The organism is Vibrio sp. M260121 (assembly GCF_036533715.1).
Lineage (GTDB): Bacteria > Pseudomonadota > Gammaproteobacteria > Enterobacterales > Vibrionaceae > Vibrio.
The window spans coordinates 1-15,244 of record NZ_JATABF010000034.1; the positions used below are offsets into that span (position 1 = coordinate 1).

A 15,244-nucleotide genomic window follows, 5' to 3' on the forward strand; every position below is an offset into this window, starting at 1 on the left:
GGGCAATTTCCTAGGCATTACTCACCCGTCCGCCGCTCGACGCCGTTATCGTTCCCCGAAGGTTCAGATAACTCGTTTCCGCTCGACTTGCATGTGTTAGGCCTGCCGCCAGCGTTCAATCTGAGCCATGATCAAACTCTTCAATTTAAGATTTTGTCGGCCCAATGAATACTGAACATTACATAAGTAATGTTTGAATTGACTGTGCTGAATCTTTCGATTCAATGGTCACTTCGTTTCATTGAAACCTAATTTGATACCGCTTTCCGTTAAGAAAGAAACATCTAATTGGATTATCATCAACGAGTGCCCACACAGATTGATAGGTCTATATTGTTAAAGAGCTTGCTTCGTAAGCTTTGCTATCGAAGCGGAGGCGTATTCTAAGGAATTAATTCTTAGTGTCAAACACTTTTTTAAATTAATTTTTAGAAGCTTTTCTTTCGCCTCATTGCCAACCGCTTTTGCGTTTCCGCTTTGCCATGACAACGGAGGCGCATTATAGGGAGATGATTTTTCTTGGCAACCCTTTTTTAGAAAAAAACTAAAAAAAAAGCGTCGAGTGATGAAATCTCACTCAAACGCTTATTTTTAGCACTTAGTTGTTAACTTAACGTAGCAAATAGGCAATCAATATGTGTCTATCCAAGCCTCTTCAAAGCTCGCGATATCCAGATCCAGTGATTGCGCCGCTTCTATTTGTTCAATTGCCTCTAATTCTTTATTTACACTGCTCATCGTCAATGTGTTGTTGTCTAACTCAAACACCTGACTTTGAGTCGTGTAGTAGAACTTAAGGATCGTCAGCGCTTTTACATCGTGCTCAGCAGAAGCAGCTTTAATGCTTTTTAGTTTGCGAAAGATCTTGTTGTGCAGCTGCTTGAGTTTCCAAACATACAACACTTCTTCCATATAAGGGCGTGTTTTGAATTGGTTCAGCAAAGACAGTGAAGTAGCTAAGGCAAGCACAACACCAATTAAGTTCCAGTGAAAGTTCCCCGTCGACTGTTCAGGTACTACATCTGTATTACCGAACAAAACGATCAATAGCGTACTAAAAGCAAGAGAAGAGATAGCAAGCAAGGCAACAAAGCCACCAATCACTAGGTTGACCTTCTTTCTATAGACTTGTTTGTTTATTTTTTTGATTTCCATATACCGCTCCTAACAGGTTGCCTCTATTCTAACCAGCACACTCCGCACGACAATCGAAGCTTTGTAAGTAAGTTCACATTTGCTATTAAACTCGCATCCCTTCCCTGCTTGGGTATATACTTCCGCGCATTCACTCTTCCTATATAGAGGCTAAATTCATGCGCTCTTTTGTTTTACGAGCTCGCGCGGCGCCAACCACCAGCAAAGCACTGTTAGAAGGTGTTGGTAATGAAGCGCATACAGAGATTCTTGCTCATACCATGATGAACACTATGTTCGTTGCTCAATCACACCGTGAAGATGTGGTTGTTCACTTGGTTTTAGAAAGCACAAAAGACTTCTCACGCACCATTACTATTCGCTCCAATGACATCACCAACATTGGCGGCTTCCATGAGTCAACCTTGATTGCAGCAGTGGCTCGCGCTTTGGATGCATCGGTTGGTATGGGCAAAGAGCAACTTCGTGAAGTCGAACCTGGTATCACCGTTCGTACTGTCAGCTTTGAACGCCTAGTGCAAGAACTGGCAGAAGATCACCAACTATATATGTTGGATAAAAAAGGCGAATTTGTTCGTGATGCAGAAATCGGTGGAAACCCATGTTTCTTGCTAACCGACCATATTCCGATGCCGAAGAAGTCTTTTAACAGCTTGAAGCGCCTTGGCACAGAGAAAATCAGCTTAGGTCCTAAGATGCTTTTCGCTTCTCAGTGTGTGGTATTGATCCACAATGAGTTGGACATTCGCGAATTTTAATTCTCGCGAGTTAATCATTCGATAAAAGAAAGAGGACTCCATTGAGTCCTCTTTTTGTTTCTATAGGAATGCTAAGTTTACTTACCACCAATGCTCAAGCGTGCAAAGCGAACGTCTGGCGAGAAGAAAGTTCGGCTATCGTTAATCAGCTGAGTATCACCTACTGCCTCAACTTCTTGCAGCATCTTGTAGAAGTTACCCGCTACTGTAATACCACGTACAGGTTGAATGCGCTCACCATCACGACATAAGAAGCCACTCGCACCAAATGAGAAATCACCACTCACTGCATCCGCCCCAGAATGGACACCTTGAAGTTCGACTAACTCTAGGTACTCACCCGCTTTTACTTCTGACGCATTGCTGTTACCTGTCGCAATCACTTTGTGATTCGCTGATACGTCTAGGCTCGATTTTGCACCGCGAGCGGCACTTGCTGTCGAGACCGCGCCCAAGTAACTTGCGGTCTGGCTGTTGTGTAGCAAGGTTTTCAACTCACCATTAGCAATCATCACGTTGTCTTGAGTAGCAAAGCCTTCACTATCAAAACTCGCGATTGCCATACCATTTGGCATGTAAGCCGTATCAGTAAAGGTAATCAAATCACTCGCAACACGTTGACCAAGCTTGTCACCCAGTGGCGTAATGCCTTTCATCGCGCTTACACCAGAGAAAGCACTGCCAAAAGCTCCGAATAAACTTGCTAGCGCATTGATGTGGAAAATAGCAGGGTAGTTACCTGTCGCAACCGGAGCGCCTTCCAGAAGATCACGAGCAAGGTTGTAGCCACCTTCTATACAGTAAGCTGGATTCAACTCATCAAAACGGCGACCAAGTGACATTCTCCCCGCCATTGACTGTTTGCCATCTTTTTCAAACAAGGTATACGCGTAACAGGTGAACGAGCGCTCGAAGTGTTGACACAATGTGCCTTGAGTATTGGCAATGATTAGTTGTGTTTCGCCATCGCTGTAACCATTGTAAGGTGCGCTAGAAGCGTGAGGCAGAGCGACTACGCCTTGCTCAAGTGCGAGAGACAGTTCAATTTTGTCATCAACAGAAGTTGTATCTTCTTGTGAAATCTCAGCAACATCAGTCGCGATTTCGCTGTTCACGCAACTAATCGTCTGATGTTCATCTTGCTTGGAAAAGCGAGCGCTTTGCAGTGCGTTGGTCAGCATCAAATCTAAGCTTGGTTGCTCTAACGACTCAGAATAGCTTGTTGCAACGCGCGCATCTTTCACAACACGAACACCCAGAACTTGGCTTGAGCTTACTTTGTACTCATCTAGCTTTCCTTGGTTCGCTTTCAGAGAAAAGCTGCTGTTGCGGTTTACAATGACGTCCGCTTCTGCGCCTTGGCGTTTTGCTTCTGATAGGACGTAATCAACCGCATTAAGAAGTTGTTGTTCTTGGCTCATTAGTTACCGCCTCCTACCAGAATGTTATCTACTTTCAGCGTTGGCTGACCGACTGTTGTTGGCACTGAACCACTCACGGAACCACACATGCCCGGCGCAAGCGCCATGTCTTTGCCGACCATGCTGATTTCTTTCAACACTTTTGGACCCGTGCTGATCAGCGTTGCTGTTTTCAGAGGTTTGGTGATTTTGCCATTTTCAATAAGGTAAGCTTCACGAACAGCAAAGTTAAACTCACCCGTACCTGGTTGAACCGAGCCACCGCCCATCTTCTTCGCATAGATACCACGTTCGATGCCTGCCAGCATGTCATCAAGTGAATGCTCGCCTTCTTCGATAAAGGTGTTACGCATGCGTGAGGTTGGTGCGAACTTATAGTTTTGGCGACGACCAGACCCCGTAGACTCATAACCTGTCTTCATGCCACCCATTTTATCAACCATAAAGCTGGTTAGCTTACCGTCTTTGATCAATTGAGTGCGCTGAGTCTTCATGCCTTCGTCATCAACGTGAATCGAGCCCCATTCGTTGGTCATGGTGCCATCATCTACTGCATTCACCGCGGTGTGAGCAACCATTTCGCCCATCTTGTCGTGGAATACGGACGCCTTCTTCGCAACTGAAGTGGTTTCTAGCAAGTGGCCACAAGCTTCGTGGAAGATTACGCCACCAAAGCCGTTACCAATTACCACTGGCATTTCACCCGATGGACAAGCATCTGCGCCAAGTTTTACCAACGCTTGTTGCGCGATAGTTTGACCTAGCTCTTTCGCATCAAGCTGTTCACTGAACTCCCAACCAGCAAGAGCGCCAGGACCTTCCATACCAGAAGACTGCTCATTACCTTTTTGAGCGACAGTATTACCAGCAACTCGTATGTAGTGACGGGTATCGTCAACGTGTAGACCTTCTGAGTTGAAGATAGACACTTGTTGTTCACGCTGAAGCACACTGCCAATGAACTGGCTGATATGTTCACTCTCAGCACGAGCGGCTTGGTCAACTTGCAATAGGAAAGCGATTTTAGAATCTAGGTTAGCGTCTTTGCCAAGTGGCATACGACAACCATGTTGAATTGGGTAGCGGTTCAGATTGAGAGAACCTGCTGACGCGATTTGCTCACGCTTATCTTTTGCAGCAAGCAGTGAGGTTACGCGTTTAAGTTCGGTTTCATCTGTGCTGTTGGTGTAACCGTAAAGCACTTTATGACCGAAGAAGAGACGAATACCGATACCAAAATCGATACCCGAGTTAACCTTGTCCACCTCACCAGAAGCGATCTGGACAGTGTTGGTTTGATGGTGTTCAACGAATAGCTCAGCGAAATCAGCCCCTAAAAAGAGGGCATGATCGATCACCGCTTTCGCTGTTACAGAATTAAGCATGAAATCTCCTTGCTCGTTGATCGTCCTAGCCTTCCCCACCTTTGAGTTAGACTCTGTTTATAACAGTCATAACCTAAATTAGATGACTCAAAAGCATATTGGCAACGCGTTAAATATTAACACTTTTTTAACCTTGTTTTATGCTAATCCTTGCTAAGTCAAAGAACGATTCGTTACGTATTATGTCGACATCTCACTATTAGATAGTGTCTTGAACTGCCAGTTTCAATGCAGCACGTTATTTACGCTAAATTCTGGTCTCTCGTTACTGCTCTCAAGTCTCATATTTAATCGATTGCCCCCTCTTGGCCGGAAAAAACACGTGCACCGTAACTGAGTGAACTGCTATTATCTTGACGAAATAGTCGGGGGGCCCATGCAGTGAATGCGTCGGCTGAGATCGAAATTCGAGACCCGTTGAACCTGATTCAGTTAGCACTGACGTAGGGAACTATCATCACTTTGCCACTAGCCTGCTTCAAGTCTGTATCGACGCAGCTAGCCTCAACGGATCCATACACCGATCTTCAATGGCTAAGTCAGTTCCTTTACGTCTGTAATAGGAGCGACCATGGCGCAGCAGTCAAGCCAAGAAAAACCATCAACACAGCCACAAGCAGCAACTTCAACAGACACACCGATTGTGTTGACGATTGCAGGTTCTGATAGTGGCGGCGGCGCAGGCATTCAAGCCGACATCAAAGCAATGTCCGCAACCGGCAGTTTTGCTTGCTCGGTAATCACGGCGATTACTTCGCAAAATACCCAAGGCGTTTCTGCGATTTTCCCCATTCCTCTCGACCATGTAGAGAGCCAACTCGATGCGGTATTTACCGACCTCAACATCGTTGCAGTCAAAGTAGGCATGCTGGCAGATTCCAACATCATCAAAGTTGTTGCCAACAAAATTAAACAATACCAGCCAAAACACCTCGTGATTGACCCTGTAATGGTGGCCACCAGCGGTGATCTATTACTGGAACAGTCGGCAATCAGCACTTTAAAAGAAGAATTGATTCCGCTTGCAGACATCATTACCCCTAACCTACCCGAAGGCGCAGCATTGACGGGTAAGGCAGTGCCTCAATCAGAATCTGAAATGAACGATATGATTGCTGACTTGCGCGCATTAGGGGCAAAAGCGGTGCTGTTAAAAGGCGGTCATCTGGAAAAGGACGAAAACAGCAACGATCTACTGATCATGCCAGACAGCTCTGAACTGATTAGCGCTAAACGCTTTCCAACCAAAAACACCCATGGCACAGGCTGCACACTGTCTTCTGCTATCGCGTCTTACCTTGGTCAAGGCAACAACCTGCACAAAGCGGTGCACCTTGGTAAGCAGTACATCAGCCAAGCTATCGCACACGCTGACGAATTGGATGTCGGTAAAGGTCATGGTCCTGTGAACCATTTTTTTGCAGGTCCTAATTTTGGGAAAAGTAAAGATGTGCGCTAATGCACTCGGCATTCAGCTTACCGAAGCAAGTCTGCAATACAAAGACAGCCAAACACCAACATTAGCAGGGTTGAGTATGACCATCCCTGCCAATCGATGGACTGTGTTACTTGGTCGCAGTGGTTGCGGAAAAACGACAATCCTTCGTTATCTAGCCGGGTTGTTAGACGACAAAGTCGAATGGCATGGTGAATTAACTACCACGGATGGTATCGCCCTACACGAACGTATCGCCTACATGGCACAACAAGACTTGTTGTTGCCGTGGTTAAATGTGTTAGACAACGTCTGCCTCAGTTCTCGATTTTCTCAAGACCAATCACCAGAGCAAAATAAACAACGCGCACTGACTTTACTACACCAAGTAGGACTCGCCGATTACGCTGATGCTAAGCCTGCTCAGCTCTCTGGGGGCATGAGACAGCGCGTTGCCCTTGCTCGCACTCTGATGCAAGACAAGCCTCTGGTTCTGATGGATGAGCCTTTCTCTGCGTTGGACGCGGTTACTCGCCATAAGTTGCAAACCTTGTCTGCCGAATTACTGAAAGATAAGACGGTTGTTCTGATTACCCACGACCCACAAGAAGCGGTGCGATTAGCTCACCAACTCTATGTACTGCAAGGTACACCTGCGCAAGCTCAGCACTTGGTTGTTCCAGACTCCAAGCCGCCACGAGTTCTCGATGGAGAATGCGCGGCGCTACAACAAGCGATTTTGGATCAACTGGAGAAAGACTATGAGTGATATGACTCAGTACAACTCCGTTTCGGCACGTATTGGTAAAAAAGAACGCGTGACACATCCGGCTCTGCGCTTGGTCATCAGCACTGCGGTGATCTTGGGATTGTGGCAGTTGGTCGTGGTGATATTCGATATGCCAAGCTTCATCTTACCTTCACCAATTGAAGTGCTGGATAGATTGGTCACTCGTTACGATGTCCTGCTCAAACATACTTGGGTTACTGCGCAAGAGATCTTACTTGGTTTGGCGCTTGGGTTATCGATGGGTTTGCTGTTCGCATTGCAAATGCTGATGTTCGAGCCGCTGAAGCGTTGGTTACTGCCAATTCTGATTGCTAGCCAAGCGATCCCTGTGTTCGCCATCGCGCCAGTGCTCATGCTTTGGTTGGGTTACGGCATTGCTTCAAAAGTTGTTATGGCGGCAATCATTATCTTTTTCCCCGTCACGACATGTTGCTACGACGGCTTGCGCAATACACCAACAGGTTACCTCGACCTTGCCAAGACCATGGGTGCGTCTAAATGGCAGTTACTTCGTCATATTCAATTGCCAGCCGCCCTACCAACTTTAGCTTCAGGTATTCGTGTTGCCGTCGTTATTGCGCCAATTGGAGCAGTGGTCGGTGAGTGGGTAGGTTCAAGTGAAGGCTTGGGTTATCTGATGCTCCAAGCTAATGCTCGCATGATCATTGATGAGATGTTTGCGGCGCTGTTTATCCTCGCCGTGCTGTCTATCTCACTCTACTTCATCACCGATAAATTATTGAAAAAAGCCATCCCTTGGGAAAGCAAATAATTGCAAAAAATAACCGAAGGAAATTGGGAAACAAAAGGAAGAACCTCGTGAATAAAAACAAACTTATGAGCGCTGCTGCTCTACTCGCTTCAGTGGTATCAACCAACGTGCTTGCCGCTGAAAAAGAGATGACACTGATGTTGGATTGGTTCGTCAATCCAAACCATGGTCCTATCGTGATTGCCAAAGAGCGTGGTTACTTCAAAGAGCAAGGTTTGAAGGTCAACATTCAAGAGCCTGCAGATCCAAGTACACCTCCTAAGTTGGTCGCTGCTGGCAAGGTCGACATGGCGATTTCTTACCAACCAAGCCTGACCATCGATGTCGCGGCTGGTTTGCCACTAATCCGCTCTGCGACTTTGATTGCTACGCCACTCAACACGCTGATGGTGCTGGATAACGGTAAGAATGAAAACCTTGGCGACTTGAAAGGCAAGAAGATCGGTATTGCGATCGCAGGCAACGAAGAAGCGACAATCGGCACAATGCTAGCTCAAGAGAACGTGAAGTTTTCTGACGTACAAATCATCAACGTAGGTTGGGCGCTGTCTTCGTCTCTTGCGTCTGGCAAAGTGGATGCGATTTGGGGCGGTCTACGTAACTTCGAAACCAACCAACTGGCACTAGAAGGTTATAAAGCTAAGGCCTTCTTCCCTGAAGAACACGGCGTGCCAGCGTATGACGAGTTGGTCTTCGTAGCCAATGCAAAAACCTACGACAAACAAGCCATCAAGGCATTCAACAAAGCACTAGAGCAAGCAACCACTTACATCGTTAACCATCCAAAAGAGTCGTGGAAAGAGTTCGTGGCTTATTCACCAGACACCCTCAACAACGAGCTTAACCAACGCGCTTGGAATGACACGCTAACTCGTTTCGCTCTTCGTCCATCTGCAGTAGATCTGAAACGCTACGATGATTATGCGCAGTTCATGTATTCACAAAACATCATCGAGACACTGCCAAAAGCGAAAGATTACGTACCGAGCTTTGACTAATTCTACTGACCTTAGGCTCAAAGCCTAAGGTCTTTTGATAACGAGATACCCATAATGAAATACCAAGATTTGATCGACGCTTGCCGCCAAGATTGGCAAGAATACACTGAGCATGCTTTCGTGCAGCAATTGGCGCAAGGCACTCTGGCTCAGCCTTGTTTTCTGCACTATCTAAAGCAGGATTTTCTGTTCCTAAAGCAGTACGCACGAGCTTACGCATTAGCGATCTACAAAGCGCGTACTTTGGATGACATGCGCCGTGCTCTCCCAAGCGTACATGCATTGCTCGATTCTGAAATCGCCCACCATGTGACTTACTGTGAGCAATGGGGGCTGACAGAATCCGACTTAGAAAACGAGCCAGAAGATTTCGGCACTGTGGCTTACACCCGCTACGTATTAGATGCTGGCATGACGGGCGATCTTGTTGATCTATACGCGGCACTAGCGCCATGCTCTATCGGTTATGCCGTAATCGGTAAGATGCTGATTGAAGATGAAAAGACAGTAATCGAAGGCAATCCATACGCAAGTTGGATCAACCTCTACGGTGGTGAGGAATTCCAATCTGGTGTCGCAAAAGGTGCAGAACACTTTAATCAGTTATTAGCGGAAATCGATATCAATAGCCAGCGCGGTCAAAACCTGATTCAGGTATTCAAAACTGCAACGCGTATGGAAGCGGCATTCTGGCAACAAGGCCTGAACGCTCAGCAAGATTAATCGGAGAGTCTCATGCTAATTGAACAAATCACCCAAGCATTAACCGCAGTGCGCCAGCAAAAGCCATTAGTCGTCAACATCACTAACTACGTGGTGATGAACAACACGGCAAACGCTCTATTGGCGATCGGCGCTTCTCCAATCATGGCGCACTCCAAGCAAGAAATGGTAGAGGTGATGTCGTTCGCTGGCGCACTGGTTATCAACATTGGAACCCTAGACAGCGTTTGGACACCGCGTATGAGCTATGCCGTAGAACAAGCCAATGCCAATGGTAAAATCGTTGTACTCGACCCTGTCGGTTGCGGAGCAAGCTCACTACGTACAGAGACATCACGTGAGATCGCACGCCTTGCAGACAAACTCATCATTCGTGGTAACGCCTCAGAAATCATTGCACTCGCTGGCGAGCAAGCACAAAGCAAAGGCGTCGATGCGTTAGACAGCAGCGACACAGCACTTGGCGCTGCCAACTTCTTAGTCGCAGAGTATGGTGCAAGTGTGGTGATTTCTGGCGAGACTGATTACATCGTCACGAAGGAACAAACCGTGCGACTGAACAATGGTCACGAGATGATGCCATATGTAACCGGAATGGGCTGTACATTAACGGCTCTAACAGGCGCTTTTGCTGCTGTTGGTGATGATACCGGACTTGCTGCAGCGGCGGTACTGGGCGTTGTTGGCGAGATTGCAGCGGAACAAGCTCGCGGCCCAGGTAGCCTGCAAATGAATCTGTTGGATGAGCTTTACCAGTTGGACGAAGAAACGCTGGCAAAACGCCTAAAACTCCAAGTGAGTTAAGCTTTCTCTAACGAGTACCGGCCTCTCATTCCATCTGGATGGGAGGCTAAAAGGAAACAAAATGAACGCCTATCGTTTATATTTGGTCACCGATGACCAACAAGATTTAGCCACACTAAAGCGTGTTGTGAGAAAAGCCGTGGAAGGTGGCGTGACCATGGTACAAGTCCGCGAAAAACACGGCGATGTGCGTGCGTTTATCGAACGCGCTCAAGCCGTGAAAGACATCCTTAAAGATACCGATGTGCCTTTGATCATCAATGACCGCGTTGATGTTGCACTGGCAGTTGATGCTGATGGGGTTCACCTCGGGCAATCAGATATGCCAGCAACCGTTGCTCGTGAGTTGATTGGACCAAACAAAATTCTCGGCTTATCCATCGAAAATGAAGAGCAGCTTGCAGAAGCGGACTCTCTTCCGATTGATTACATCGGTTTGAGTGCGATATTCGCAACGCCAACCAAAACCAACACCCAAAAACATTGGGGTATTGATGGTTTGAAGATGGCGTTAGAGACCACTTCGTTACCGATTGTTGCTATTGGCGGTATTAATGAGAGTAACATTCCTCAGCTAAGCGCAACTGGTGTTCATGGCTTGGCTTTGGTTTCAGCAATTTGCCACGCGGAAGATCCAAAAGCCGCATCGAAATATCTGTTAGGGTTGATGCGCTAACCCTGCTCACTCCAGAACAAAGCGCTTATGGATGAGCACTTTGGTCTCTGTATTTCACTGCTCTAAAAGACCGATTGAAAACCAAAGAAGAAGTGGACTCTTCCCTTGCACCGAGATATTCATCATACTAATCATTCTGACAGAATCTCACACTTTCCCTATTCTGCACCTGAACGCCAAAACCTTGCTCCCTAAAGGAAATACTTTCCTTCACCTCCAGAGTCATACTGCGCCAAACAACAAAATAAAAGGCAATAACGATGAAAACCTCTGGAAAAAACCTCTTAGTCTTTGCGCTGCCTACCCTACTCATTAGCGGTTGTGGATCAGATTCAGAACAACTCACCATACCAACATTGGAAACCAAAACGCTCAATCTTCTCACGGTCGATGGGCTAACCTTTAAGGATCATAATAAGAATGGCGAATTAGACGCTTATGAGGATTGGCGACTGAGCCCAAAACAACGCGCAGAGAATCTTACTCAACAGATGAACAACGCCGAAAAGGCAGGCTTGATGATGCACGGTACATTCGTGCTCAGCAGCGATAGCTCAAGACTAGTTTTTAAAGGCGATGGCATAACCAACACCACATTAATTCAAGAACGTTTCCTCAATACCTTTATAACTCGCCAAGAAGGCGATGCCACTCTTATGGCAGAAGATAATAATCATGCTCAAGAATTGGCGGAACACACTCGCTTAGGAATTCCCGTTTCTATTTCAACCGACCCACGTAACCACTTTAATGCCGCATTAGGAACTTCAGTCTCTTCCGGCGATTTTTCACAATGGTCGGAGACACTCGGCTTAGCCGCGATTGGCGATGCTGAGTTCACTAAAACCTTCGCCGATGTCATTCGTCAAGAATACCTAGCCGTCGGCATCAACCAAGCACTCCACCCAACCGCTGATCTCGCTACCGAACCAAGATGGGGGCGAGTGAACAGTACATTCGGTGAAAACGCTGAGTTATCACGAGAAATGACCAAAGCCTATGTCCAAGGTTTACAACACAACAATACCGAGCTGACGAAAGATGGAGTCTGGGCGGTCGTAAAACATTTTGCAGGTGGCGGTCCACAAGAAAATGGCGCGGATGCACACTATTTCGCTGGCCGCTATCAGGTTTATCCGGGCAATAACTTTGACTACCACCGCATTCCATTTAAAGGCGCTTTTGAAGCTGGCGTTGCGGGCGTGATGCCTTATTACGGAATTCCTTATGAACAACTGCCGGAAAGTGAAGGTAATGTTGGCTTTGGTTACAGCAAATACATCATGACCGATATTCTTCGAGGCGAAGAAAACTTCGATGGCGTGTTGCTATCAGATTGGTTAGTCGCTAACGATTGTGTCGATACATGTCGAACTGGGATCATCACACATGAAGATGCAGAGAAGAATCCGTTCACTTACTTAGGTATGCCTTGGGGTAAAGAAGACGAAGATTCAACAGAGCGTTTCGCTGCTTCTGTCGATGCGGGTATTGACCAATTTGGGGGTATCGATGACCCAGCTTTATTGCTTGCGAATATTGAGAGCGGGCGTCTTACCCAAGAGCGCATCGACTTATCAGTAAATCGAATCCTGACGAATAAGTTCAAACAAGGTTTGTTTGAAGCCCCATTTGTTGATGTCGCCAAGGTCAATGATGTGGTCGGTAAAACAGAGTTCCAAGAGCTGGGTATCGAATCTCAAGGACGCTCCGTTACCTTGTTGAAAAACGACAACAACACATTGCCTTTATCGGTAGAGGAGTTAGGTAAAGTGTATGTCTACGCCAACTATGGTGGTACAGAACAACCAAGCATTGTCGACAACGCACAACAATACGGCTTAAACGTCGTAGAAAACATGGCAGATGCTGACACTATCATTATTCGTACGCAAACCCCCGCCACTCTCGCCACGGCATGGTTCCCATTTGGGGTCGCTATGCCGTCTGGCGAGCTTGGTTTTATAGCACAGGAAGACTTCCAATTGCGTCCTTACGAAACGCAACCTGACCGTGAACCGGGAGAATCTGCACAACTTTGTTATGAGGGTTTGACCGATAACCTAGGAGCTTGTATTTACAATAGTGGCAATGTCTACAGTGTCATTAATCAGGCTATCAACTCAGGTAAGCGAGTAATTTTTGATGTATTCATGATTCGTCCAGCAGCCCTCGGTAATATCAACGATCAGCTGCCAATCATCTTGGCGAACTTCGGTACATCGGACTCTGTCTTTTTTGATGTCATCACCGGTAAAGTGAAACCAGAGGGTAAGTTACCTTTCGGCCTTCCAAAATCGACCGATGAGGTGGTTGCCAAAGGTAAAGAAGATGTTCCTTCTTATGAAGAAGATCCGTCAATCACACTATACCCATTTGGATATGGTCTCAGCTATTAACAAACCTAGCTACGCTAGTTAGCAATTCAATAAATCAGCATGGTTTGTACACCGATTGGCTACCAAACCATGCTGAATAAAACTTCGATGAAATATATCCACCAGCACGTTTATACACGGCTTTACACCTACCTCGCACAACACCGTCACATAAAGGGGTTAGGCGAAGAGTTATCTAAGTTAAATCATCGCTTAGATAAGGTCGCACACGTCTCAGAAAAGCACTTTCAAGAGCTTTGTTATATCGTTGCAAAATACGAGATCCCTTTACCTGCGCACGATATTTCCACGTCCGAGTTATTGGAAGCTTATCCAGAATTTGCCTACGTACTAAATGCACCAAATGCGACAGAAGCTATTCACCGTCACGTTCAGTTCAAGCCGATTATGGGCTCACGTGACCGCTTGTATTATCGGATAGCACCGCAAGGTGATGTTGTTGTCCATTACGTACAAGATGAAGGGGTTGTCGATATTTATGGCCCTATACTTAACTTGTGTTTTGTTGCTAAAGCACTCACTACTTTGTCTCTTCCTCCTGATTCAATGCGAATTCAGTCCAATAAATTTATTCCGAATATCAAAGATTTTGAGCAAACGAGCGGTGTCACTATTGAAGCTGGAGAGCAAAACCAACTTATTCTAAAAGCCCCTTATGCACAGCATCAGCTTAAAACGAATAATCCTCTTCTAGACCAGCACCTTAAACAGCGCTTGTTAACTTCACTGGCCCAGTTAGAGTCCTTAAATGATCTAAATACCACTGAGTTAGTGATGCTGACCTTAGAACGCTTATACCATCATGATTCGCTCATGCATGCTTCAAATAAAATCCTAAATCAAATGGGATTCTCTCGCTGGACGCTTGCTCGAAAGCTTAAACAAGAGGGGCAAACCTTTGATCAATTGCTCAATCAATTTAAACAAAAGAAATGCTACGAAGTTTTGTCATACACATCGATTCCTCTTGTCGCATTGTCAGAGCGTTTAGGTTTTCAATCTCAGTCCTCACTCAATCGCTTTACTATTCGCACTTTTGGGCTTTCTCCAATGGAGATTCGCAGCAAAATAAACAAGACCGAATTGACAGAGCGTTGATAAGTTTTTCACATCGATTGTCGTAAGATAGCCGCCTATTTTCGACTGCTGTATGACTTTTCATGAAAACTAAAAAATATGGTTTGATGATGCTCGCCTTGTTCACTCTTGGCATCATCCCACTTTCGCTGTTTGCCTCGTATCACGATCTTACTTCTCACGTTTCTGACGGCACTGGTATTCTCTTTACTCTGCTAACTGATTCTGCGGGCAGTAAAGGCTTTTTGATCACTCTGACGCTGTTGGTATTGTCGCTTTACCGCTTCAAACCAAGTCAGTCTGATTGGATGCAAAAACTGTCCATGCTGGGGTTGTTATTGGTGATTGGCTTTGCCAGCAAAACAGGCTTAAAGCTTATGACAGAAAGCCCGCGTCCTTACACAGAATTATTAGCAGCGGAGCAGTTAGTTGAAACTCCAGAAGCGTTTTATCAACTAGAAACTGCTCAGCAAGCGAATGTGATTGGGCAGATTTCTAAGAAAGTTAGCGAATGGCGCACTCGTCACTGGCAAGGTGAAAAAGACTATTCCTTCCCATCTGGTCATACGATTTTCGTTTCTATCTGTTTAGCCTTCTTTGGTGGGTTATTTTTGCAGAATAAGTGCTATTTCTCTGCCGCTACTCTATGGGTCTGGGCCATGGGCGTGGCGTACAGTCGCTTATGGCTAGGCATGCACCGGATTGAGGATTTGATTGGTTCAGTGGTATTTGTAGCCATCGTGTTTACTTTGCTGCCGACATTTCAAATTACTAAAAAAGCGCCTTTCGTTGCCTTAACGACCAAGTAAAGATCTGAAAAACAGATAAAAAAGAAGCCAGCAAGTTGCTGG

The 15,244-nt window shown here is 46.1% G+C and carries 14 protein-coding genes, 1 rRNA gene and 1 riboswitch; of the genes, 11 read left to right on the forward strand and 4 right to left on the reverse strand.

Features of this window, described 5'->3' with window-relative positions:
- Both QTO06_RS17240 and QTO06_RS17245 read right to left on the reverse strand, forming a co-directional pair.
- Positions 1-147 (reverse strand): 16S ribosomal RNA (locus tag QTO06_RS17240); the annotation flags it as partial.
- 483 nt (positions 148-630) lie between these two features.
- Positions 631-1,155 (reverse strand): DUF3087 domain-containing protein, encoded by a 525-nt coding sequence (locus QTO06_RS17245; RefSeq protein ID WP_045414954.1) that lies wholly within the window; start codon positions 1,153-1,155, stop codon positions 631-633.
- Positions 1,156-1,313: 158 nt separating this feature from the next.
- On the opposite strand from QTO06_RS17245, the gene trmY reads away from it, so the two are divergent.
- Positions 1,314-1,913, forward strand: a complete 600-nt coding sequence (gene trmY, locus QTO06_RS17250) for a tRNA (pseudouridine(54)-N(1))-methyltransferase TrmY (RefSeq protein WP_005374282.1) — start codon at positions 1,314-1,316, stop codon at positions 1,911-1,913.
- 77 nt (positions 1,914-1,990) lie between these two features.
- Here the strand turns inward: trmY and QTO06_RS17255 are convergent, their stop codons facing one another.
- Together QTO06_RS17255 and QTO06_RS17260 are read right to left on the reverse strand one after the other, a co-directional pair.
- Entirely contained in the window at positions 1,991-3,334 is a 1,344-nt protein-coding gene (locus QTO06_RS17255) for a TldD/PmbA family protein (RefSeq protein ID WP_331409091.1), read from the reverse strand.
- The gene (locus QTO06_RS17260) at positions 3,334-4,719 is read right to left on the reverse strand and encodes a TldD/PmbA family protein (RefSeq protein WP_331409093.1); all 1,386 of its coding nucleotides are present in this window, start codon (positions 4,717-4,719) and stop codon (positions 3,334-3,336) included. The genes QTO06_RS17255 and QTO06_RS17260 overlap by 1 nt, the downstream gene beginning before the upstream one ends.
- A 356-nt stretch (positions 4,720-5,075) precedes the next feature.
- A riboswitch (TPP riboswitch) is annotated at positions 5,076-5,186 on the forward strand.
- A gap of 104 nt (positions 5,187-5,290) precedes the next feature.
- Between QTO06_RS17260 and thiD the strand changes: the two genes are divergently transcribed.
- The 10 genes from thiD (at position 5,291) to QTO06_RS17310 (ending at position 15,202) form a co-directional block, all read left to right on the forward strand.
- Entirely contained in the window at positions 5,291-6,178 is an 888-nt protein-coding gene (thiD, locus tag QTO06_RS17265; RefSeq protein WP_331409094.1) for a bifunctional hydroxymethylpyrimidine kinase/phosphomethylpyrimidine kinase, read from the forward strand.
- Positions 6,168-6,923, forward strand: a complete 756-nt coding sequence (locus tag QTO06_RS17270; protein ID WP_331409095.1) for an ABC transporter ATP-binding protein — start codon at positions 6,168-6,170, stop codon at positions 6,921-6,923. Before thiD ends, QTO06_RS17270 begins: the two co-directional genes overlap by 11 nt.
- Complete coding sequence (locus tag QTO06_RS17275; RefSeq protein ID WP_038894371.1) at positions 6,916-7,716, forward strand: ABC transporter permease; 801 nt, start codon at positions 6,916-6,918, stop codon at positions 7,714-7,716. The genes QTO06_RS17270 and QTO06_RS17275 overlap by 8 nt, the downstream gene beginning before the upstream one ends.
- A 47-nt stretch (positions 7,717-7,763) precedes the next feature.
- Entirely contained in the window at positions 7,764-8,714 is a 951-nt protein-coding gene (locus QTO06_RS17280; RefSeq protein WP_331409096.1) for an ABC transporter substrate-binding protein, read from the forward strand.
- Between the two features lie 54 nt (positions 8,715-8,768).
- The gene (gene tenA, locus QTO06_RS17285) at positions 8,769-9,437 is read left to right on the forward strand and encodes a thiaminase II (RefSeq protein ID WP_331409097.1); all 669 of its coding nucleotides are present in this window, start codon (positions 8,769-8,771) and stop codon (positions 9,435-9,437) included.
- Between the two features lie 12 nt (positions 9,438-9,449).
- A complete protein-coding gene (thiM, locus tag QTO06_RS17290) occupies positions 9,450-10,241 on the forward strand; it encodes a hydroxyethylthiazole kinase (RefSeq protein ID WP_331409098.1) in 792 nt (263 codons plus the stop codon).
- Between the two features lie 61 nt (positions 10,242-10,302).
- The gene (thiE, locus tag QTO06_RS17295; RefSeq protein WP_331409099.1) at positions 10,303-10,917 is read left to right on the forward strand and encodes a thiamine phosphate synthase; all 615 of its coding nucleotides are present in this window, start codon (positions 10,303-10,305) and stop codon (positions 10,915-10,917) included.
- A 260-nt stretch (positions 10,918-11,177) separates the two neighbouring features.
- The gene (locus QTO06_RS17300) at positions 11,178-13,316 is read left to right on the forward strand and encodes a glycoside hydrolase family 3 protein (RefSeq protein WP_331409100.1); all 2,139 of its coding nucleotides are present in this window, start codon (positions 11,178-11,180) and stop codon (positions 13,314-13,316) included.
- A gap of 69 nt (positions 13,317-13,385) precedes the next feature.
- Positions 13,386-14,414, forward strand: a complete 1,029-nt coding sequence (locus tag QTO06_RS17305; protein WP_331409101.1) for a helix-turn-helix domain-containing protein — start codon at positions 13,386-13,388, stop codon at positions 14,412-14,414.
- A gap of 62 nt (positions 14,415-14,476) precedes the next feature.
- Entirely contained in the window at positions 14,477-15,202 is a 726-nt protein-coding gene (locus QTO06_RS17310; protein WP_331409102.1) for a phosphatase PAP2 family protein, read from the forward strand.
- Positions 15,203-15,244: the final 42 nt, after the last annotated feature.